Annotated in this window: 24 protein-coding genes; 22 read left to right on the top strand and 2 right to left on the bottom strand. The window is 33.5% G+C overall.

Going from position 1 to position 21,617, the window contains the following annotated elements:
* Positions 1-171: 171 nt before the first annotated feature.
* From ACQKNX_RS23170 to ACQKNX_RS23160, 3 genes are all read left to right on the top strand, one after another.
* On the top strand, positions 172-621 hold the full coding sequence (locus ACQKNX_RS23170) for a hypothetical protein (protein WP_427430909.1): 450 nt from the start codon (positions 172-174) through the stop codon (positions 619-621).
* A 61-nt stretch (positions 622-682) separates the two neighbouring features.
* Positions 683-862, top strand: coding sequence for a hypothetical protein (locus tag ACQKNX_RS23165; protein WP_427430908.1), 180 nt, complete (start codon positions 683-685; stop codon positions 860-862).
* A 56-nt stretch (positions 863-918) separates the two neighbouring features.
* The gene (locus ACQKNX_RS23160) at positions 919-1,164 is read left to right on the top strand and encodes a hypothetical protein (RefSeq protein WP_427430907.1); all 246 of its coding nucleotides are present in this window, start codon (positions 919-921) and stop codon (positions 1,162-1,164) included.
* 41 nt (positions 1,165-1,205) lie between these two features.
* On the opposite strand, the gene ACQKNX_RS23155 is transcribed toward ACQKNX_RS23160, so the two are convergent.
* Positions 1,206-1,370 (bottom strand): hypothetical protein, encoded by a 165-nt coding sequence (locus ACQKNX_RS23155; protein ID WP_427430906.1) that lies wholly within the window; start codon positions 1,368-1,370, stop codon positions 1,206-1,208.
* Positions 1,371-1,610: 240 nt separating this feature from the next.
* Between ACQKNX_RS23155 and ACQKNX_RS23150 the strand changes: the two genes are divergently transcribed.
* The 8 genes from ACQKNX_RS23150 to ACQKNX_RS23115 all read left to right on the top strand — a co-directional run bounded on the left by ACQKNX_RS23150 (position 1,611) and on the right by ACQKNX_RS23115 (position 12,379).
* A complete protein-coding gene (locus ACQKNX_RS23150; RefSeq protein WP_427430905.1) occupies positions 1,611-2,471 on the top strand; it encodes an APC family permease in 861 nt (286 codons plus the stop codon).
* Between the two features lie 291 nt (positions 2,472-2,762).
* On the top strand, positions 2,763-4,037 hold the full coding sequence (locus ACQKNX_RS23145; protein ID WP_427430904.1) for an S-layer homology domain-containing protein: 1,275 nt from the start codon (positions 2,763-2,765) through the stop codon (positions 4,035-4,037).
* Positions 4,038-4,050: 13 nt separating this feature from the next.
* A complete protein-coding gene (locus ACQKNX_RS23140) occupies positions 4,051-8,460 on the top strand; it encodes a DUF5704 domain-containing protein (protein ID WP_427430903.1) in 4,410 nt (1,469 codons plus the stop codon).
* A gap of 80 nt (positions 8,461-8,540) precedes the next feature.
* Positions 8,541-9,599, top strand: a complete 1,059-nt coding sequence (locus ACQKNX_RS23135) for a GGDEF domain-containing protein (RefSeq protein WP_427430902.1) — start codon at positions 8,541-8,543, stop codon at positions 9,597-9,599.
* 58 nt (positions 9,600-9,657) lie between these two features.
* Positions 9,658-10,119 carry a hypothetical protein gene (locus ACQKNX_RS23130; protein ID WP_427430901.1) on the top strand — a complete coding sequence of 154 codons (462 nt, stop codon included), beginning with the start codon at positions 9,658-9,660 and terminating at the stop codon, positions 10,117-10,119.
* A gap of 226 nt (positions 10,120-10,345) precedes the next feature.
* Entirely contained in the window at positions 10,346-10,915 is a 570-nt protein-coding gene (locus tag ACQKNX_RS23125) for a hypothetical protein (protein WP_427430900.1), read from the top strand.
* Between the two features lies 1 nt (position 10,916).
* Entirely contained in the window at positions 10,917-11,711 is a 795-nt protein-coding gene (locus ACQKNX_RS23120) for a hypothetical protein (protein ID WP_427430899.1), read from the top strand.
* Positions 11,712-11,815: 104 nt separating this feature from the next.
* Positions 11,816-12,379 (top strand): hypothetical protein, encoded by a 564-nt coding sequence (locus ACQKNX_RS23115; RefSeq protein ID WP_427430898.1) that lies wholly within the window; start codon positions 11,816-11,818, stop codon positions 12,377-12,379.
* Between the two features lie 84 nt (positions 12,380-12,463).
* Here the strand turns inward: ACQKNX_RS23115 and ACQKNX_RS23110 are convergent, their stop codons facing one another.
* Complete coding sequence (locus ACQKNX_RS23110) at positions 12,464-13,099, bottom strand: hypothetical protein (RefSeq protein ID WP_427430897.1); 636 nt, start codon at positions 13,097-13,099, stop codon at positions 12,464-12,466.
* 952 nt (positions 13,100-14,051) lie between these two features.
* On the opposite strand from ACQKNX_RS23110, the gene ACQKNX_RS23105 reads away from it, so the two are divergent.
* From ACQKNX_RS23105 to ACQKNX_RS23055, 11 genes are all read left to right on the top strand, one after another.
* Positions 14,052-14,348: a hypothetical protein gene (locus ACQKNX_RS23105; RefSeq protein ID WP_427430896.1), complete on the top strand. Its 297-nt coding sequence runs from the start codon at positions 14,052-14,054 to the stop codon at positions 14,346-14,348.
* 55 nt (positions 14,349-14,403) lie between these two features.
* Positions 14,404-14,928 carry a hypothetical protein gene (locus ACQKNX_RS23100; protein WP_427430895.1) on the top strand — a complete coding sequence of 175 codons (525 nt, stop codon included), beginning with the start codon at positions 14,404-14,406 and terminating at the stop codon, positions 14,926-14,928.
* Positions 14,929-15,101: 173 nt separating this feature from the next.
* Complete coding sequence (locus ACQKNX_RS23095; protein ID WP_427430894.1) at positions 15,102-15,299, top strand: hypothetical protein; 198 nt, start codon at positions 15,102-15,104, stop codon at positions 15,297-15,299.
* Between the two features lie 167 nt (positions 15,300-15,466).
* Entirely contained in the window at positions 15,467-16,168 is a 702-nt protein-coding gene (locus ACQKNX_RS23090; RefSeq protein ID WP_427430893.1) for a hypothetical protein, read from the top strand.
* 34 nt (positions 16,169-16,202) lie between these two features.
* Positions 16,203-16,406 carry a hypothetical protein gene (locus tag ACQKNX_RS23085; RefSeq protein WP_427430892.1) on the top strand — a complete coding sequence of 68 codons (204 nt, stop codon included), beginning with the start codon at positions 16,203-16,205 and terminating at the stop codon, positions 16,404-16,406.
* A gap of 18 nt (positions 16,407-16,424) precedes the next feature.
* Complete coding sequence (locus ACQKNX_RS23080; RefSeq protein WP_427430891.1) at positions 16,425-16,637, top strand: hypothetical protein; 213 nt, start codon at positions 16,425-16,427, stop codon at positions 16,635-16,637.
* A gap of 349 nt (positions 16,638-16,986) precedes the next feature.
* Positions 16,987-17,442: a hypothetical protein gene (locus ACQKNX_RS23075; RefSeq protein ID WP_427430890.1), complete on the top strand. Its 456-nt coding sequence runs from the start codon at positions 16,987-16,989 to the stop codon at positions 17,440-17,442.
* A 47-nt stretch (positions 17,443-17,489) separates the two neighbouring features.
* Entirely contained in the window at positions 17,490-17,999 is a 510-nt protein-coding gene (locus tag ACQKNX_RS23070) for a single-stranded DNA-binding protein (protein WP_427430889.1), read from the top strand.
* 110 nt (positions 18,000-18,109) lie between these two features.
* Positions 18,110-19,156, top strand: coding sequence for a DUF6094 domain-containing protein (locus ACQKNX_RS23065; protein WP_427430888.1), 1,047 nt, complete (start codon positions 18,110-18,112; stop codon positions 19,154-19,156).
* A gap of 316 nt (positions 19,157-19,472) precedes the next feature.
* Positions 19,473-19,790 (top strand): hypothetical protein, encoded by a 318-nt coding sequence (locus tag ACQKNX_RS23060; protein WP_427430887.1) that lies wholly within the window; start codon positions 19,473-19,475, stop codon positions 19,788-19,790.
* 171 nt (positions 19,791-19,961) lie between these two features.
* A complete protein-coding gene (locus ACQKNX_RS23055; protein ID WP_427430886.1) occupies positions 19,962-21,530 on the top strand; it encodes an IS1182 family transposase in 1,569 nt (522 codons plus the stop codon).
* The last annotated feature ends 87 nt before the right edge of the window (positions 21,531-21,617 follow it).

Here is a 21,617-nt window from a genome sequence, read left to right as displayed (position 1 = left end):
TAATATTACAAAGTCACTAGAGGAATTTAAAACGACTCAGAATATAGACAAATTGATAGAGGTGAAAAAGTTGAATAAAGAACGAGAACGTTTGGAGAATAAACAACGGAAAATAGAAAAAGAATTATGGGGCGTTTGAAAGAAATTGTGCAGTTACAGGGGGAAGTGTAGATGTTTAAAAAACATAGACTCAAATGGAAATTTAGTCGATTGCGGGCAGAATTGGAGAAGGACGCTAACAAATTGGCTCTAAAATATAAGACGGTAAAATTCATAATTACAAATGGGGAAATAATACATGAAGAAAAGAAATTATATGGAGCATTTGATTCAAATAGTCAAAGAATATATATAAAACATATCCCTTCAATAAGAGTAGAATCGTTTATTTCTCAACTCATAGAAATATCTAAACTACATTCGGTTAAAGCCATTCAAATAGAATTTGACCGTTATAATGAACAATTTAATATTGAAGCTGAATTGTATTTAGAAATAGAAAGCTTTCTTGAACAACAGCCGAATATTAATTTTCCTGTTCAAGATGGACCTTGTGACTTTACAGTATCAGAGAGGTTTTATAATGACCTGATAAACTCTTTAAAGAAAAAATCTAACTGAACAATATGACGATTTAATTTAATATTTTAAAAATTCCAGTCGGAAAGGGAGCGTGGCAGAAATGGAGAAACTAAAAGAAGAATGGAGTGTTATGGCTATAGGGGCATCTCTTAATGGAGGTACAGTTTTCGAGTTCAAGAAGAAATCGAATTCAAACGTATCAGTTACTATTAATCGTGCTTATACAGAAGAAGAGGCATGGAAGGTTTTATTTGATACGGTGAAAGTCACTGTTCAATAGAAAGTAAAGAAATATTGAAGGATAATAAATATGGTGTTTAGAAAGGAAAGTGGAGTATGAAAATAACAGAGATCACATTACCAACATTGGACGAAATGAATGTAATGAGTTTAGAAGACCTCTGCAACTGGTCTTTAACATTAAAGCCTTTTTACACCACACGCTTTGAAATTAGCAAAATTTATGAGTTTGACGAATATAAAAAAGCTATTAGATATTTATGGTTTGATAAGATGATTGAAAACATTAAGACGGGGCTTAATCGTTGGGAAGGAGTTGCGGACTATCCCAATCATCAATAAGCTGAGCATTAAAAAAGCTGTAGCGTATGACGACGCTGCAGCTAAGAATTGGCTACCCTTTTACGGTTTGTCAGTAAGTAATTATACCATGGAAATTTTAATACTTCCGCTTTTTGACCGTTTGTTTGGCCAGAAGGAGAATAACTGCTATTTGAAAGGATTGATAACAACAAATGAATAGCCAATCTAAAAAAGCGGTAATACATAATATACCTCCTCTTGTTGGAACGAAGGAGTTTGCGGAATTGCTGGGCTGGAGCAAAGCGAATTTGAGTATCAAATTTAAACGTCAAAGGGAGGGGAGAAAAGTGAAAAATCCGCTTCCTGAACCCGTACATATTTTAGCGGCTACTCCTGTTTGGACACTAGAACAAGCAGAACAATATAAAGAAGAACTAAAATAGGCGTGATAGTGTGTAATGTTAGGTGAAAGATTGGTGGTTATTATGGATAAGAGATCGGCATATATCGTTTTAGGCATAGGAGCTATGTTTTGTATTGTTGCCGTATTTAGATTGTTCAATTTTGAAGTGTCTGGGTTTGTGGTTGCAATTTTCTCGTTAACAGCAGCATTAATTAGTCTATCTGATTTATTAGAAATAACACGATATAAGAATTATGTTATTCGTGTACTTATATTAGCGTTAGTAATATTTATTGGAGCATTGACAATTTTAGTATTAAAAATAGAAGTTGAGTTTCCGTTTATATCAAATATGGGCGACTCTTTTACACTAATTGGACTAGGATTGGTGATAGTACTCTACGGACTAAAGGAACTTATTGAAAAGGATGAAATTATACCATTAGAAAATGAAATTATACCATTAGAAGAGGAACTTAAAATAGCTAGATACAAGGTTACAAAAAATGAATATAATGAAATGATGGAGATTAATGACATTATAGAACGGCTGAAAGACCTTGATAATCGTGTACTTAATTTTAACAAAGTTCATGATGGATGGGCTTCCTTAAGCGAGACTTTAGACTTTGCCTGGCATCAAAATAATGGTCCGTTTTTTGATGGGGGAAATAGAGAAAAATATTCAATTTTTCTTAAAGAATTAGATTCTTTTGTTGACGATATTTCAAATAGTGCAGAAACTAATTATTTAAGTACTAATGAAAAACCCATTAACATGTGGGGGGTATCTATGCCTATAAATATGCAGAGAAGATCGAATGGAAGGTATGACCTGCCCCTGCAGAGCATCCTAACGAAAAGGCAAAATGTCTTAAAACTTTGGACAGAATTCAAAGACATAGTAAATAAGAGATATGAAAACGAGCGCTCAAAAATATAAATAATATTTACCTATTAATGAATATTATGTTTATATTGAGTTTTAGTTAACACTATGGTAACTTAAACGTATATTCATATTCTGGAATCGACGGGAACACCCCGCTTTAAACAGGACTTTTTTACTTTATGAAGCATGTAAAGTAATGGTCTTATGTTTGAGGCGGGGTTTTTGATTGTTAAAATTTTTTTGAAACAATCAATAGCATCTGTTGAAATTTCTGGAAAAATATGGTAAAATTATTTTAAGGAGTGGTACTCGAAAGCTCAAACACGAAAGGAGATTTTTCTCATGAAAAAGGAATTAAAAAACAATGTATTAAAAGGGTTTGTTAGACAAAACAAGTTTTTATTAGGTGCTATGGCAATGAGTATGGCAACAGCAAGTATTGTTGTTCCAATTACAGCAGAAACTGCACACGCGGATTATAAAATACCATTTAAAGATATTTCAAAAACACATATCTACTACGATATTTTGCACCAAATGCGTGACCAAGGCATTATTACTGGTTATGATGATGGCACTTTTAAGCCAGACACAAAGATTAGTCGTCAACATGCAGCTGTATTAATTGAAAGAGCTACAAGTTTAACGTCTAAAGTTCCTTTCAAACAATACAATGATATACCAAAAACGCATCCTTATTTTGATGCTATCCAACGTCTACAACAGACAGGAGTTATTAATGCTGACGCTAAAGGGAATTTCAATCCAACAAAGAATTTAACTAGAGGCGAAATGGCATTAATTCTAGCAAATGCCTTTAAGTTAGAAGCAAAAGGAAAGCATCCATTTAATGACGTTTCTCAGACGTCTGAGGAAGGAAAAGCTATTGCAGCACTTTATGAAGCGGAAATTACAACTGGCTATGATGCTACTACTTTTAAACCAAATGAATCTTTATCAAGAGCGCACTATGCTGTTTTCTTGTATAGAGCATTAAACTACGAAAAAAACAATGGTAAGCCTGTTGAAGAAGTTCCAGTAGATATTCCGAAGTTAAGCATGGGGATGAGCTTAGAGGATTTTAAGAAAGTTGTGGCTAATGATAAATCTCTTTATAGCGTTGATCCCAATTTTGAAGCTCATAATGCTAAAGAAAATTCATTTAATGACCCTCGTCATAAGAAATTATTAATTGAGGGAGCAGAAATTGTTAAAAAAACAAATTTCAAATATAAAGCGGTTGGTGCAAATATTCAATTAGAAGAGCCCGATTATGTAAGTACATTACCACCAGGTTTTATGTCTACTCAAATTAGCTTATTGTATAACAATAATACAAAAGACATTCGATTTAATTTCGATTTTACAAGTGAAAGTACAGTTAATTTATCTAGAGAACTTTTTAAACTAGCATACCCAGAACTAGCATCATTAGATAGTAAGATTAATGAACTAGCTAAAGAGGCAAGGGAAGCCTATGCTGCAGAAAAAGATGTGCACTATTCAGAAAGAGAATTTACTGGAAATGTAATCATTGAGCATATCGGTGATTATAAAATCACATTAGGAGCAGGGCAAAGACTAGAGTACTTTAGAATTGACTTAGAAAAGGAATAGCAGGAGTGATTAAATGAAATCATTTACTGGAAAAAGGGTATGGCTAACTTTCTTAGCCGTACTCATTTTCTTCTCCTCGATGACACAAAGTGCCTTGGCTGCTATAAGTGTCCCACCTAACTCTACGGATAGCTCAACTGCACTTACGGTAACACCGTCATTAAATGGAAGCTCTACATGGTACTTTGATGGATATACCGAGGTGGTAAATAGTAATACAAATGCGACAATCGGAAATACTTATCGTTATCGTGATGCAAATGGACAGACAGTTACGATGATTAATCCAGGGAGCATAGAAGAATGGGCTGTAGCTTTTGGTGGAGATCAGCATCAAGTAATTGCTGATGTATCATCGAAAAAATATAAAATGGACCCTTCACCAAAGCAGTGGTATGAGAGAATTAAAATCGATGATGTAATTGCTGCTTCTGGCGTAAAATCTGAATATAAAAATGGAAAAATATATGTTCAAGGGCCTGGGGATGCACCCAAAATAACTAAATTTGCAATCAAAGAAAAATCAAATGATTCTAAAGGTTGCTATCCGATTAAGAAGACAATCAACATAGAAGTTGAAGTTGAGCAATATTTAGAAACTGCTTCATCTTTAAAATACGTAGAGATTTATGTAAAAGATAAAAACTCAGCGTCTACTTTAAAAAAATGGGATAATGTCCCGACGCCAAATGGCAAAGCTACTTTATCTGTGCCATATGAGGTAAAAGAGAAAGAAGAAGTGTCTTTCTATGTGAGAGCTTATGATAACAATAGTAGATTTGACCAAGATACTACTAAAATGAATTTAACGGTAGGTTCGGTTAAACCAGTTGGGCTTAATTTTAAAATTTGTGGTGTAGTTACATCTGAAGCAGATCCTGATGGCACATTACCGTATTTTGATAATAGTGTCTTACTATATGAGCCAGAATTAGCTGGAGGAAAACTACTAAAACGTGTAGATGATACTGTAGGAGAAGTAGTTCTTGGTAGATATCGTTATCCAACTTTATATGATGGTAAGTATGGCGATTCCATCCTTGATAAAACAACTCTAAGTAAACAAAACTCATCGTTTAGTGTAGATGTTCCTTTTAAAAACACTGGTGTTGACCGTTCTAAAATTTCCTTTGCTTATAAAGGGCAAGCATTCTATCACTTAGTGGATGAACAGGTTACAACTGCACGAAATGTAATAGATGTGGACCGTGTGAGTATGGATGATTTTAAATCAGTATATAATGGACGTCCTGAACATATGGAGAAGGAAGTTCCTAAAAGGGATATTTATAATCCAAGCACTGATGATTCATATGGTAAATACTATTACATTCGAGACTTAGCATATGAAGCAGGGGGTGCAGCGGACAATGTAACGGGGAATAATGACTATAACTCAATTAATCCGACATGGTTACGTGTGTTGAGAACAGACTGGCCTGATATTGTAACTTTCAAACTTAATCAACCAAAAGTAAAAATAGGTGATAAGGTTTCCTTTGCTATGGATGGTTATGAGTACGTATCTGAAAATCGTAATAAAGTTGATACTAAAATAACAATTACAAAAGCGGATGGTAGTCAGGTCGGAGCACCGATATTAACCAATTTGAAATCTGATAAAACAAAAAAGAACAAAAGTAAACCAAATCAATCTGAAGCGGGCTATTGGGTAAAGGAAGAAGTACCAGGAATCCAAATTACTGAAAAAGGTGTTTACACTGCTGAATTGTATATTGAAGATACAGTTAAACGGTATGCAAGTAAGAAAATAACGTTTTCAGTAGGTTGTGAAGAAGGAGATACTTCTAGTGAATGTAATGAACAACCTGAACCAGGAACCCCAGGTGATTATGGATCTTGTAGTTTTGAATATTCAGTTGAAGAAGCGGAACAAATAGAAAATAAACCTGAAAATATGAAAACTAATCCAATTGGTAAAATCACAGAAGATGAAACTGTACCATCAAGTGCGATTTTCGATGTGTTATCTTATGGGATTGCGACAGATGAGTATTTAAAGGTTTGGGGTAAATCAAATCGCTTTTTATCAGACTATAAGTTCCAACAATATAGTGGCCAAATAAAATATAACATTAAAGTGGATAAGACATATAATCGTTCTTGGAAGATACGTGTATCGCGAACTTGTACGGATAGTGATGGTGATACTTATGATTGCTCATATGATATTCCTGCAAGTGATACAGTACACAAAGAAATGTCTTTTGATGATGTTTATGATTATTCTTATTGGCAAATTGGACACATCGTTATTTATAAATTGAATGATTTAACATTTGAAAATTATGCTTTACCAGGTGGAAAAGTTATTGTTATGAATGATAGGCATGAAACAGTTGCTGACGCTATCCATTCGGATATATGGGAGGAACATGTATTCCCTAAGATTTGTAACAATGTTACATTACCTTCTTCAAGTTTAGTTGGTGATTACAGTCCACCACCAGTACCTGACGAAACAGGGTTGTTTAAAGACGCTGCTAAAATAGGTTCACGTATTCCAGATGTAAAAAATGATTCAGTGAAAATCAAGATTTCATCTAAAGATGTACAATTGAATCCTATTTCGGAAAAAGAAACTGTGCACATGGATGATAAAAAAGTACCTTCACATGGTCCAACTCCAGTTGAGATACCTGTATCTGACATTGTGGAACTTGAAACGAAAGGGCAGTATATCGACAAAGAGAAAGTCAATAAGTATCAGACAACTAGCACAATAACTGCTAATTATGTTCCTGTACTAGAAGTTAATAAAACTGCTGAACCAAATGTTTCTTTCACTAATACTTCTAATGATACTGTAGATGGCGAACAAGCTATTAATCCAGTAACAGTACATACACCTGTAGTGATGTATGCTAAGGCGTCCGATGATAAAGAGCATGACCAAAGAACAAACCCGCCTTCGCGTTCTACACCTGCTAACCCCGATTCAGATCGGCATGCATTTGTATTAGATAGACCATTTACAGTTACGCTACCAACCAGTGGTCAGCATCTAAACGAAGCGGGATACGGAAATAGGGATTTCATTAAATATTACAAAGATAAACAAATAAAATTCCCATTCGACGTTTATACAGAAACAAAGCAAGGATTCTATCCAAAAGATACATGGATTTCGGTGCCGCTGGATATTGAGTCTATAAAATTCTTTTTACCCGTTTGGATTCCAGAAGGAGAATATACGATTGAATACAGGGCAATCGCAATTAATGCACCCGATGGACATGTAAGTAGCAATAGTCCAACAGAATCGGAAGCAAACTTAAATGAAACATTCCGAACTCCTGATGAGATGATGGATAATCATATTGCTACTGACAAAATTGAAGTTGATGTAATTGGCCGTTTATATGATTTTCATGTAACTGATATTGCTGATTACAATTGGCAGAATGTATTTAGACAAAGTGATCTGTTAACATCTACAGGAAAGAGTTATTGGGTAGGTAAGAATGGAATAGATGGTGATTTGAGAGGTAATCAGTTACCGTTTACACTTCCTGTACACCATAATAGCCACCCTGATGGTTATGCGAATGTGGCAACTAAAACAGGCTATACTTTCCGATTTGATATGAAAACAAAAGGGAACATGTTTGGACAATCAGATGCAATCCGAATTAAGCCAACATTCTATTTTGTAAACAAAGATGGAACGAATAGACGTCTGGTTGATGTGTACTATCACGATGATACGAATTATTTTGTTAAGATTGGTTCTGAAAAGGATAAGGTATACCGTTCTGTAGTCTTGAATGAAACACTAAGAAATGTACCTCAAAAGCAACTGATGGATAACGCTAGTTATTACTATCGCCATGCAGCTACCGAGGGGTATCAAGAGCAAGCTAGTAAGTTCCAAGAAACATCATTTATGCGTATGTATTTACGGAATTGGTCAAAAGAACCTATTCAAACTGGACCGTATAGTTGGCAAATGTTGAACTCGAAACTACGAACGTTTATGGGGCCAGGTGAAGAGACTGTACCAGAAAATACGATGGTTCCTAAGAAGGACATCGTTGCACGCGAGCAAACATGGTATGGTGAATATAGTTTACCTTCCAATATTTACGTTGTAGAAAAAGACACAAAAATTGCTGAAGCGGCGACGATAGGACGTATACATGAGAATAATAGAATGTTTTTAACGGACGGATATATCATTGTCAACTTCGATATTGAATCAATACGAAATGGCGATGTGAATAATCCTTACTTACAATATATCAACGGAAAACTGATGAATCAGTGGAGTGATATGGAAGGCTTTGCACATAGTTTCCAAGATGCTTATGGCAATACATTTAACTTACAAGATGGAGATGTAATTTTTTATCATGGCAATCAAAGTAGTAGTGATGATTTTTCTCCAAGTGTAACTCATTAAATGTAACCCCCTACTTTCTGATGTAGGGGGTTTTTTGTAAATAATTTATTTTATGAACCTAATTAAGGAGGAAAAGATTTATGAACTTAACATATGATATTAGCATCTTTCCTTTACTGTATATACCTATTCTAATATTCATGTTAGCAATATTCTCTTTGTATCTTTATAATAAAACTAAGTTAAAGACTGAATTATATATTTCTGTAAGTATGTTTTTATTAGTAGCAATTTCTTTGTATTTTTATTCATTTGAGGGGGAAAACCTTACTTTTGATAGTTTTCCATTCCAGGTAGCTACGTGTTTGCTTCTAATTGAAACGGTAATTATGCAATTATTAAGCGAAAAAAGAAACTTGAACACCTGTATCTCTATCGGTATAGGGATTGTTTTAATATGTGGTTCATTATTATTACCTCCACTACTAAGCGGGTTAGTTTTTCCTGTAATTTTGTTTATTCTTGTTGGTTGGCGCTATTTTCGCACAGCCAATAGAAACGCAACAGAAGTAATTCGTATGTCTTTACTTTTATCTTTGGGAATCACAGTAATTTTGGGAAGTTTAATAGGTTCAACTGCATTTCAATTTATCAGCAGTTTGCTTATTGTTAGTTACCTTATTTGTGAGAACACCTATTATTTTAATCGTGTAATTTCGTTATTTAAAAACGTCAGTATTACCAGTATGACTGATTCATTAACTCAGCTGTATAATAAAGCCTTCTTCTTTAAGAAAGCGGACCAGCTATTAAGTAAACAACCAATTAGTTTTATCTTCGCGGATATTGATAATTTTAAACAATTGAATGATCAAAAAGGACATGATTATGGAGATAAGGTATTACAGAATGTAAGTTTAATATTTAAGCGTACCGTAGGAGAACAAGGATTTGTATGTAGATATGGGGGAGAAGAACTAGTTAGTATTATTACGACTAATCGCGCGATGGAGCTTGCTGAGCTGTTTAGAAAAAACTTGGAGAAAAATTCAGGTATAACTGTAAGTGTTGGTGTAGCACATTCAGAAGAACTAGATGTAGATGTTAAAGAAGGAGAGGAGATGATTACATCATTAGTAAAATTAGCAGATACACGTATGTATCAGGCTAAAAAACAGGGGAAAAATCAAGTATGTTAATTGGTCTTAAAAAACCTTTGAATATAGAATCTAACAGAATCGGAGGGAGTGGCTTAATTTGGTTTTGTCTACTGAGAATAAGCCTATGCCTATGAGAGCAGCAATTGAAATAAACGATTTCATCGCCTCAAGCATGAAAGACACCCGACCCAAAAGAGTGATTTATGGAAAAAGTTCCGTAATAGTACAAATGTATAAATATTATATAACTAAATACCTTTACGAACAAAATGATACAATTTATATTTTTATTTTAGCTCTAGTGAGTAAGCAACAAGAAACTTATAAAGTGTCAAATAAAAATAATGATATTCGCACAATTGATTTTTCTACAATATCGAAAGATGGCAGAACGATTATGATAGATGAACCTATTGATAAGTTAAAGCCGTGTTGGTTATTCACTAAAGATATTCCTTCGGGAGATAAGTTTGTAGGTATAACTGAATGGGAGTATAAAAATCTTGTCTCTGCAGCTTTAGATGATAAGGAATTTCTTCAGTATTTTATGGCCAAGTAGATTGTGTCCTATTATATATTTTGTTATGATTAATGTATCTTATTTTTGTTTTTTTAGTTTTTTCTACAACTGTAGAAAAAGAAGTTTCCAACATTAAACAACCTTTGGGTTGAATCGTGAACAGGATAATTGTGTCCTGAATTACTATGATTCTTCCTAAAGGTTGTTTTTTTTATGTCAAAAAAAGCAGAAATAGAATAAAACAATCCCGAAAGGAAGATTATTTATGAACATAAACATTAGCTTAACAATCTATATTGCAGAGGATTTCGAGGCATTAAAGACTAAACTTTTGCCACTTCAATTTCGTTTAACTAGAGAAGGTGCTTTACATTGGATCAATCCATTCGATAGTTCACAACAGTTTACTATCAAGCCATTGAGAGAGGGTAGTATGAATTACAGCGTAAAATTAAGCCGTAACTGCGATCACACTATTTCGATGTTGGAGAAATGTCTTAGCTTTTTTGAATGTGAGGTAAGGCAGCTGCATTATATTTTAACTCCAGTGCATGAAAACTTTAATCGAGAAGACTTCCGTCAAATCGCTAAGAGAGAATGGCCTGAATGTAGTCCCTATATCTTCATGTGTTTAAATAGAAAAGATGCAGAGGTTGTCTGTATTACCATGCAAGATAACATGACGTTTCATACAAGGAGTGTAGGGACATTAAACCGAATACAACATTTTGTGGATCTGTGTGAACAATACAGTTCTTTTTTTGTGCAAAAAACACCATTCAATCTTTTTACATTTGAAGAATATGCAGTCGGTGCAGTATCAGGAGGACATTAATATGATGCATGAAGGTAAACAGCAATTCGAAGAATTTGTAAAGAGTGGAACTTATTCAGATAAAAAGTTGGCGGAGATCAATGATAAGAATGCTAAAACAGCCTTAGAAGGTTTCTTAATTAAATCTGAAGATAAAAGGCATGTATTTAAAGAGTTGGGGATGGTAGCAAAGTTTGTAGCTAAAGAGGAACGAGAAATAAATAATGAGGGGCTAATCAATGATATTTTGGCATATATACGATCAGAAGCTTTGTCTCAGGTGATTACACTTAATACTAATAAGCTGAATGATGGAGGGGTTAAGGGACTAGTAGATGAGTATCTATATAAACCCACTTACTATGTAAAGCCAACATTAAATTCGTTTGGTAAGTCTTTTAATCTGAATATAGAAGAAGATTTTTCTAATAATAGTGTTGATAGCTTAGTCCGATTTATAAAATTTAATGGTGAACAGAAAGAGAGACTGGAAGCGGATTATAAAGCAATAATGAATCCGTTTCTTGATATGAAAGCGAGTGTCCTTAAAACAGAAGTGGGAAGTATATCTAAAATACCGAATAAGCCAATCTGGGACATTTATTCAATCGAAAGGTACTTTGGAAGCGAATTTCTTTGCGAGTTTGGAGAAGTAAATTTAACAAAACTACAGGAATGGATACAAATACGTGCATTACCAAAAGAGGTTCTTACTGCACATCAAGTAGTAAAGAATGTAAGGCTCGATTTTGTAGTCATGTCATTACAAAATGAAAAAAAGATGCTAGATGCCTTTTACTCGAAGTTAGTTAGTTAAATTAAATAATGGATATATTGACAATTTAACCTTATTTAGCAACTATAGGACCAGGACTAATTAGTCTTGGTCTAATTTTTATATTAATGATTGAGGTGGGAAATTTGATATACCTAAAAAAAAAAACCGCATATAGACAAAACTTATTGGATTATCATGAGAATAAAATTATTGAAGAATTGAACTTTAAACATAAACCTGTTGTGTATTACGGTCATAAAGCTTGTGATTTTTTACGCGATAACGTACCAGCATATAAAAATAAAACAAATAAGAGAATTAGACGGAGCATAGGGGGATGTTTCCTTTCTGACTTGTCTGAGGAATATAAGGAAACAGGTGTTGTTTGTGTTTTTAACGGAAGTATTGGTACATTAGCACATGAATTACGTCATGCTAAACAATACCAAGATGATAGCAAGTGGTTAAAGCGTGGCAAGTGGTACAATTTCCTCTATAAGTATGGCTATGGTTTCTATCCATCAGAGAGAGAGGCATTTCAATTCGCAGCAAAGTACTTAAAAAAAGCTAAACTTAATAAATTAGCTTGCTTTTATAATTTTAGAAGATTAGGAGCAGCAATATCAAAGACTCGCTTCCTTTGGCCAATATATTTTATTGGTTTATTACTTTATATTCTGTGGTTACAAAAATTATTTGCAAGTTAACTAGACAATCTAAGGCACCAATGAAACGAATAAACCAGAAAGAACCTACCTAAAGAATATATAATTTGGTAGGTTTTTTTGAATTTAGGAGTTATCACGCCAGTTATTAATAACAAGAAATTCTTCTACCATTTCATTCGGAGAGGAGACAGGAGCATGTACCTCTCTAACAATCAGTGATAGTAAATCAGCCCATGAATATTCATTTGAATCATCCATACTGTTTATATAATTTAAAACCTTTTGAAGTTCATTTAATCTGTCTTTGTCTAGTCCGTTCATTAAGTATTCTCTAATAAAATTGTTAACGATATCATAGTTCAACATCGCTTGCTCTAGTAAGACAGCACAAGCTCGATGAGGAGTACATCTCATTGCATATGCCAGAGCATCTATTAATTGATCAATTTTTTGTGACACTCTAGTTGATATTCTATCACAGGTACCTGGAGGATTCTTTTTTATAACACTAGGATTCGTTGGGTTACCAAAATACAATGTATTATTAAAACGTATCTCACGTTTAAAGAACTTAGATATAGAGCTGATAATATCAACATTATTAATCGCTGATACAATTAAATGGTTAGTTACATCTTTAATAGGGATATTTGTTATATCGGCAAGCCTCTCGATACTGTCCTTTAACGGTAGGGGGACAGTTGGTTTAAAATCAACTTTGGCATCCGATCTCCTTTTCCTTTGCCCTCTCATCTTCACTTGATACCTCCATTCTGCAATATAAGGCTAGTACACTGTCGTACTGTTCTAGGGATACTACATGTTATGGGGGAGAGATGATTTATATGTGTTTAAAATTATTTTTATTTGGACACAATTATAAAAAGTGAAAGGGGGAACATATGATGGGTACTGATAATAAAAAAACACTATTGGAAAAAATTAAAAAGGAAAATGAAAAGTATAATTTCCCGACGAAGAAAAAAGGAAAAATAGTGAAAAAATAAATTGTGAAAATAGAAAATAAAAGTTTAATTTTCTGTTTCTTATCAGAAAATAGAAAATATATTAACAAGCAATTTATTGCCTCTTATAGTATCTCCAAGGGAGTAATATTGTAATCATACCTTGTGTTTTTTATTAGGTTACTAGATAGGTATAGCTGCAGTAAAAATATTATCTATAATGTATCTGAAAATAAAAATTGAAATAATACCTTCTAATAAATCAAAAATGAATAGTTGATAGATATGAAAAAGGATGTAAACTATCTTTCGGAACACCATAATTATTATTGAACTAAAAATTCTAAAATAGATCCTTTTTTAGTTATATTACAAATAAATAGGTGTTGGAAAATTAAATATATGTTAAACTCGATACATACTACTTTTTCTTATTTTTTTTGAGTTTATCACTCATGCAACTAACACTTTACAGCCTTTGAGGTTGAATCTAATACAGGGTAGCTCTGTCTACTTCTGTAATTAACATGATTCTATCCCTCAAAGGCTTTTTTGTGTTTAAAAGTAGTATAAATACAGAGAAGGAAGGAGGGATAAGTATGGTGAACATCTATGTTTATGAATGCACTAATTGTAAGAAGCAAAAACGTGATTGTGAAGACAGAGACTACTGTATATGCTCTGACTGTAGCAATGGCACGGAAACGAAAATGAAGTTAATCAATATTTTGTAGCGGAGGATTTATATGAAAAAAGATGAATTAAAGTATCTAGAGGTAGAGACATGCGGAACAACAGTTTTTGTCACAAGAGATAATGGAAAAGAAATTGTCAACATGGATAATTGTGAGTCAAGAATCCAAGATGGTTGTTATTTCTTTTGGACATTAGAAGACATTGTTGGTTATATCCATGCATTATTCCCTAATGAGCGAGTGGTTATTACCGTATGGGAAGAGTCCGGACTTACTGGAAGGATATTTCGATATGGTAATTCCGCAGATTACTGGGAATCACATGGGACAACCAGAGGATTTGCATAATTAAGAAAAGGAGGGGAATGCAATATTTACAATAATTTTAGACGTTATATCATCTATGAAAGCGTCTTTGATTGTTCTTGGGTTTATCGTAATCTTAGGAGCAATTGAGGGTGTTTTAGAGGAATATCTTAAATACATGGATGAGAAAAAAGAAGAGGAATCCACAATAGAAGAAGAGCGAGCAAATCCCCTATTATCATCAACCTTTTGGTCAAAACAGAGGATAGTTAGATTTATTTACAAATTCGCGCGTATGATTGTGATATTGATAATTCTATCTATTTCCTTTATTGCCTTATTAAAAACCATATTGGACTTTATGAATGGTGGTTTAGGGGATATTAACTGGAATTACGTTGTGCTAATGCCTTCATTTAAGATTTACAAGGCGTTCACTAAAGTAATGACTGATGTTGTTAATAATACTGATGAAGCTGCAAACGATGCATCTAAGGTGTATTCAGGTTACAATACAGCATTTGGACTTTATGAAAGTTTAAAGTCCCTTCATTCGGCATCCACAGAGACAGAGAGAGTAACAAAAAACTCGACCGATAATAAGGATGATGGACCACAGTAAAACTGGGTTATCTCCATATTAGGCCGAGCGATGGTAATTTCATTCTAGCCATTCACAGGTGCAAAGTCAATTATAAAACTTGTCTCTGTTGAGTGGCTGAATGGAATGTGTAATACTGCTCAAAATATGCTATACTAACTGCAAATATAATTTTGAGTAGGAGGGGAGACATAGTGAACATGAACGTAAATGTTGATGAATTACGCAGTTTAGTACACAACACAAGAGATAGGAATATTTTTATTCGATTCTTAGTATTTTGTACGGTAACAAAGGCTCTTGCCCCTACATTTTTAAGATATCCCATTGATACAATAAAAATGTATGTAAAGTATCTTGCTTTGGGACAAAAGAATAAATCTCACGTATAAAATGGAATTGAAAAAAATTATAACTCAGAGAAAAACGATCAAATTACCAGCTCTTTATGAATGGTGAATTGGTCGTTTTTTTATTTGAATAGAAAAATGAATGAATCTTATATTAGCGAGTGGCTAGTTACTACCAGGGTGAACTAGCCAGAAATAGGAGGATATTAATGAATACATTAACTTTTATAAAAGACGGATTGAAGTGGTCACGTATCACAAATAATTTGTGGGGTGCAATGGTTAAACGTAAAAATTATATTTTTATAGAGGTAACGCCATTAAACGGAAAGTATAAGGTGAAGTATCGTAACATCGAAATAAAACGTTACGAAAAACAGGAAATCAATTTAATGAGACAACTCTATAATGTTGTACAAGCAGACTACACATTGGCATTTGTTCTAGGACAGCATTATGACCATTATGAATGGATAGAAGAATGTAACGATTTAAAAGAACTAGCTGATCTGATAGAGAAGCGAGTTACATTTGATTTTTGCTTTTTAGGTGATGTTGATGCCTCTGGTGTTCCAGATATAAATAAAAACATATTTAGGAAAATATTTAAACCGAAGTTATATGAAAAATCAGAAATATATAATTTTCCTGATGGTACAGATGGAGTTATCGTCTATTGGGTTGATAAGGACGGTAAGGAACATGGACCACGTACATGTTCAGATTGCGATGAATCAATGTGGACAGGTCATGTTATTAATGACGGTGACGAGCATTGCTGTGTTGACTGTATTCACAAGCGCTACACATCTAAACAACTAGAGGAAATGTATGAAGACGATACACAGTATTACACGGAGTGGGATGAGTCAGAACTAATGGAAGATTTTCAGTTAGTACACGAAAAATAACAAAGCTTACTAATATATTTTAGGAGAAAAAATAATGCCAAAGTTACTTTCAAAAGATGATTTTAAATTGTTGGATGTAATACAAACTAAAGACGGCCGCACATTGACTGTTGGATTAATGGATAAAGACGGTTTTATTACAAGTGCTAATGCATATCTTGCTTATATCCATGGCATGGTCATATCAAAAACAAAATGGACAAGAATAGAGGATGACAAAACTATTTCTAATCTATAACCTAACGGGGGTTTTAATATGAAGGTAACAATAGACCATTTTCAGTTATTAGATTATATTCAAACTAAAGAAGGATGTATATTAGCTATAGGTTTAAAAAATAATGAACATTTCATTACACCTAAATCAGCTTTTAAAGCATATAAAGAAGGTAAAGTTATTGCTAAAACTATAGAAATAGACGGTGAACCCGTATTTATAGATATAGCTGATGTATGTAATGCACACTAAAAATAGGGAATGTTGAAGACAGTTTAAAGTCTATAATTGAACTTTAACTGTCTTTTTTTGTTTAAAACAACTATTTATGGAATAACTCACAAACAGTTAATTACTTTACTAAAAATACCTTTCATTAACAAAATATATATGTTAAGCTTAAATTGTAACTTTTTATTTTATTTTTTGTGTCTACCACATAATTCTGGTACGACGGCTTAACTACTACCGCACAGCCTTTGAGGTTGAATCTAAAGGACTAATTCTGTCCATTTTAACTAGATTCCCTCAAAGGCTTTTTTTTGTGCGCTAAGCGATAAGTAAAGTAAAAAGTTAAATACTTTGAGGACAGGTGATAATTATGCAAACAGAAAAAAAAGAAGTAAAAACGATCGCGGAGGTTGTCTGTATTCCGACTCTAAGATACGGTGACAAAAATATTGTACTGAGAGAAGAAACTGCAGATGAAAGAGGATGGAGAGAAAGTGGTTTAGGTAAAGCAGCAACTTGTAATTTCCGTATGGAAATGCAGTTCAGTGATAAATCTGTGAAGTATTTTTCACTTTTAACTGAACATGGAAAAGCTTATGCAGAACAAGAAGCTATTTTTGCTGTTCATGAATTTTTAGCGGAATTAAAACTAGAACGTGTTGTATGGCGTATTGAAAATGGACCATATCATATCACAAGTGGTTTATTTCCATTAAAAAAGAAAAGAGCAGGAATTATTAATCGTGCTACTGATTCTATTATGTCTAGTAACTGGAAACAACGAATCCACAATTTCTTTTATCTAGATGAAGCAGATTTTGAATAGAGATGGTTTTAAAACAATAATATTTTAATTTTAGGAGGAAAATATTTATGAAAAATATCTGTAGTTTCACTGGAAACACAACAAAAGATATAGATTTTAAATATACTGATGATGGTAAAGGTAGAGCTGTTTTTTCTATAGGAGTTAACAATGGAAAAGAGGATGCGGATTTTATACAAATTAAAGCATTTGGTGATTTAGCAGTTAGGATAGCAGATCACGTAGGTAAAGGAAGTTTAATTACCGTTGATACTCGATACAAACCTGGTAAATATCAAAAAGAAGGAAAAACAATTTATACGCATGATTTCATAGCATTTAATGTTGATTTCCTAGCATTAAAACCTATAAATGGAGCTCAAGGCAATAATAATAATGGTCAACCAAACTATGGTCATGAACAACCAAACGTGAATAATGGTCATTTTGGAGGTCAACCTAATGGAGGTCAACCTAATTATGGACAGGGGCAATCTAATGGAAGTCAGCCTAATTACGCAAATGGGCAACCAAATTACCCTAACCAGCCCCCAGCAAATTATCCAAATCCATATTAATACAATAAGTAATTCTTATTAGAGATTTTAGAATATCAATTAAAGAAGTTAAGACTGTTACGAGCTTTTAGTTCGTGACAGTTTTTTTATTCAACCGGAGGCGTACAACAATGAGTCGAATTGGAAATAAATATCTATCTAGTTTTGTAGCAACACATGAACAACAAGGAGAATATATAAAAAAGATGTTAGATTACTCTGATGGTGAAACTGCAATCCTTGATCCATGTTGTGGTGAAGGGGCTATATTGTCTTTTTTAGCAGAGGACAATGAACAAGTAGTTACATATGGCGTTGAGATAGAGAAACGTCGTGCAGAGGCAGCTATAGCAGTATTAGACCATGTTATGGAGGCACCAATTGAATCAATGGTTATTTCAAATGATGCATTTGGTATGTGTTTACTTAATCCTCCCTACGACTTTTCAATGAAGACGGCAGATGAGGATGCAGAGAGAAAAGAATATACAGAATTAAAAAGAGCAACAAAATATTTAATGCCTGGTGGTTTATTAATATATATAATCCCAGCATATCGATACGCAGATACCAAAATAGCGCGGTTCTTGGCTACTCACTTTTTTGAAATGTCAGTTGGTCGTTTTACAGATGAGGATTATGCAGACTATAAACAAGTTGTATTCTTTGGTAAAAAGAAGCGTGGGACAATAAAGCAATTCTCTGAGGACATTTATAATGTCTTTTTAAAATTTGAGGATGAAGATTTTGCACACAACTTAAAAGATCTAGCAACTTTATCAAATGAACGCAGTTACTCAATCCCCCATTGTAATGGTGAAGTGTCTACCTTTTATACACGACTAGAGAGTAAAGATGTGTTTATTGATTCAATAAAATCTAATAAGCAATTCAAGGCATTTATAGAGAGAACGAAACCGAAAACTATTGATCATACTTCTTTAAAACCTATACTTCCACTGGCTCAGGGGCAAATTGCTCTACTATTGGCCTCTGGAGCAATTAATGGAGTACTTGGTAAAGGAAGTAACTTACATGTGGTTCAAGGTTTAGAAAATGTCTCGAAAATTATTACAGAGGAAAATACTGAACATTCTACAATTACAAAGGTTCGGATGAAACGAGAAGTGTCTGTCAAAATAATAACACCAGCTGGGCTCGTTAAAAAATTAATCTAAAAAATAAAGTTAATTGTATAGGACAATTAAAGTTGGATACGTACAAAAAAAAGATGGAAACATACAAATAAAGTTGGAAATGCTTATCAAAGAAAGCTGATATATCAAGGTTTTCAAATTAGTATAGGAACAAATGTATTTATGTTGTTTCCAACTATATTTTTCCCTTATAAAATTTCCTTAGCTCTAAAGCCGTAATTTATAAGGAACTGTGTTTCTAACTTTTTTATACCTATACATTAATAACTAACTACTAAAATATAAAAATGAAGAAATCCAATAGGAGTGTTTCATTTATCAATAGGAGAGGCTAACCATGTATATCGAGAAAAAAAATATTCATCATTCTAATCCAGAGAGCGGATATAACTTCACGACATTTGTCATAACGTTAAAATCTAATGATTTTGCAGAAAGAGGCTTCTGCTACAAATGTAAGATAAACGGAGACAAAGTAATAATTTATAGTGACCTTAGTAGAGCTGTGTTAGAAGAACTGATAGTGATTTCCATTGAACAGTTTAATAAGGAATTTAAGGAGATGGCTGAGGAAGATTATGAAACGTATATGCTTGCTAATTGTAATGACGAACAGGATACGATTCGTTGGATAAGAGAAAAGTACTTAAACTGACAATATAATTTTAAAAGAGGCTGGGACAAAACCCACCTCTAAATTAAAAAGCCTGTGAAATTTTACAATCAGTAAAATTTCACAGGCTTTAAATTTTTTCATAAAAAAATAAGGATCACTTCTGATAAAATTAAGTCACCACAACAAAATTATACAGAAAGAAGGATCCTTATGTTTAAAAATTATAACATGAATCAATTAGTTTTACCTTTAGATTTAGAAGTAACATTACAAAAATGCGATATTGCCTTCCATGTCCACCATTTAGTTGAAAGTATCTCACCTGAAGCGTTTGAACCATTCCTTCGAAATGAAGGCTGTCCCGCCTACCATCCACGCATGATGCTTAAAATTATCTTATGTGCTTATACACAATCTGTCTTCTCAGGGCGTAAAATTGAAGCCCTATTAAAAGATAGTCTTCGGATGATGTGGCTAGCTCAAGGGTATGAACCAAGCTACCGCACGATCAACCGTTTCCGTGTTCAACCAGAAATGAAAGAGTTGATTCGCCAATGTTTCGTCCAATTCCGTTGCCAGTTGGTTCAAGAAGAATTAATTGATCAGGAAGCTATTTTTATTGATGGAACAAAGATCGAAGCCAATGCGAACAAATTTACTTTCGTGTGGAAAAAATCCATCGAGAAATATCATAACGGATTAATTGAAAAATCAAACCAGTTATACGATGAGCTACTCGAAAAAGAAATCATACCCGAAATTGAACGAGAAAATGTAGAAGAATTAGCAGTAGAAGAGCTCGCCCAGATGGTAGAAAAAGTAGACGAAGTGATTTCGGAGTATGATCAAAAAATAGAGGATACATCGGATGTAGCTGAACGAAAAGCTTTAAGAGCCGAACGGAAATTCCCAAAGCAAGCTCGCAAACAATTAATCGACTATATTGTACGTAAACTAAAATATCAAAAAGACTTTGAAATCTTTGGCATGCGAAATAGTTATTCCAAGACGGACTCAGATGCCACATTTATGCGAATGAAAGATGACTATATGAAAAATGGTCAATTGAAAGCAGGTTATAACATCCAAGTCGCAACAGAAGGTCAATATGTACTTGCCTACAGTATCTATTCGAATCCAACAGATACACGTACCTTAATCCCGTTTTTAGATGAAATCGAACAACATTATTTTGAGTTACCGAAACACATCGTCGCAGATGCTGGATATGGCAGCGAACAAAATTATGATGATATCCTTTCGAATCGTAAACGAGAAGCCTTAATTACATATAACTTGTATTTAAAAGAACAAAAGCAAAAGTATAAACAGAACGAATTCAATACAGCCTACTGGGATTATGATGAAGAAAATGATCAATACACTTGCCCGAACCAACAACAGCTTGTATTTAAATATCGTACCACGAAAACGGATCAATATGATTTCACGCGTGAGTTTAAGATATACGAATGTGAAGACTGTTCCAGATGCCCATTCCGTTCACTATGTACAAAAGCAAAAGAAGGAAATAATCGTAAGTTAATAGTGAATGAGAAGTGGGAACAGCAAAAAGAATATGTAAGAACAAAGCTTTCAGAAGAAAAAACGAGTACCATTTACCGTCAACGCAAAATTGACGTGGAACCAGTTTTTGGATTCTTGAAGGCTAATTTGGGTTTCACTCGATTTTCTGTACGAGGAAAATCGAGGGTAGGAAACGAAATGGGGCTCGCATTACTGGCCGTGAATTTAAGAAAGTTCACAGCCAGTAGCTAAGGGTTATTTAGAGACAACATAAAAAATAGAGAAATCCGAATTTGAATTCATTCAAATTCGGATTTCTCACTAATTGAAGCTAGTTTT

The organism is Lysinibacillus sp. NPDC093712, assembly GCF_050280025.1.
Classification (GTDB): domain Bacteria; phylum Bacillota; class Bacilli; order Bacillales_A; family Planococcaceae; genus Lysinibacillus.
This window is presented reverse-complemented; position numbering and strand designations above follow the sequence as displayed.

Coding starts and splice junctions, on each gene's coding strand:
- ACQKNX_RS23170 (WP_427430909.1), top strand. CDS start 172: ATGTTTAAAAAACATAGACTCAAATGGAAATTTAGTCGATTGCGGGCA.
- ACQKNX_RS23165 (WP_427430908.1), top strand. CDS start 683: ATGGAGAAACTAAAAGAAGAATGGAGTGTTATGGCTATAGGGGCATCT.
- ACQKNX_RS23160 (WP_427430907.1), top strand. CDS start 919: ATGAAAATAACAGAGATCACATTACCAACATTGGACGAAATGAATGTA.
- ACQKNX_RS23155 (WP_427430906.1), bottom strand. CDS start 1,370: ATGTATTACCGCTTTTTTAGATTGGCTATTCATTTGTTGTTATCAATC.
- ACQKNX_RS23150 (WP_427430905.1), top strand. CDS start 1,611: ATGGATAAGAGATCGGCATATATCGTTTTAGGCATAGGAGCTATGTTT.
- ACQKNX_RS23145 (WP_427430904.1), top strand. CDS start 2,763: ATGAAAAAGGAATTAAAAAACAATGTATTAAAAGGGTTTGTTAGACAA.
- ACQKNX_RS23140 (WP_427430903.1), top strand. CDS start 4,051: ATGAAATCATTTACTGGAAAAAGGGTATGGCTAACTTTCTTAGCCGTA.
- ACQKNX_RS23135 (WP_427430902.1), top strand. CDS start 8,541: ATGAACTTAACATATGATATTAGCATCTTTCCTTTACTGTATATACCT.
- ACQKNX_RS23125 (WP_427430900.1), top strand. CDS start 10,346: ATGAACATAAACATTAGCTTAACAATCTATATTGCAGAGGATTTCGAG.
- ACQKNX_RS23120 (WP_427430899.1), top strand. CDS start 10,917: ATGATGCATGAAGGTAAACAGCAATTCGAAGAATTTGTAAAGAGTGGA.
- ACQKNX_RS23105 (WP_427430896.1), top strand. CDS start 14,052: ATGAAAAAAGATGAATTAAAGTATCTAGAGGTAGAGACATGCGGAACA.
- ACQKNX_RS23100 (WP_427430895.1), top strand. CDS start 14,404: ATGAAAGCGTCTTTGATTGTTCTTGGGTTTATCGTAATCTTAGGAGCA.
- ACQKNX_RS23090 (WP_427430893.1), top strand. CDS start 15,467: ATGAATACATTAACTTTTATAAAAGACGGATTGAAGTGGTCACGTATC.
- ACQKNX_RS23085 (WP_427430892.1), top strand. CDS start 16,203: ATGCCAAAGTTACTTTCAAAAGATGATTTTAAATTGTTGGATGTAATA.
- ACQKNX_RS23080 (WP_427430891.1), top strand. CDS start 16,425: ATGAAGGTAACAATAGACCATTTTCAGTTATTAGATTATATTCAAACT.
- ACQKNX_RS23075 (WP_427430890.1), top strand. CDS start 16,987: ATGCAAACAGAAAAAAAAGAAGTAAAAACGATCGCGGAGGTTGTCTGT.
- ACQKNX_RS23070 (WP_427430889.1), top strand. CDS start 17,490: ATGAAAAATATCTGTAGTTTCACTGGAAACACAACAAAAGATATAGAT.
- ACQKNX_RS23065 (WP_427430888.1), top strand. CDS start 18,110: ATGAGTCGAATTGGAAATAAATATCTATCTAGTTTTGTAGCAACACAT.
- ACQKNX_RS23060 (WP_427430887.1), top strand. CDS start 19,473: ATGTATATCGAGAAAAAAAATATTCATCATTCTAATCCAGAGAGCGGA.
- ACQKNX_RS23055 (WP_427430886.1), top strand. CDS start 19,962: ATGTTTAAAAATTATAACATGAATCAATTAGTTTTACCTTTAGATTTA.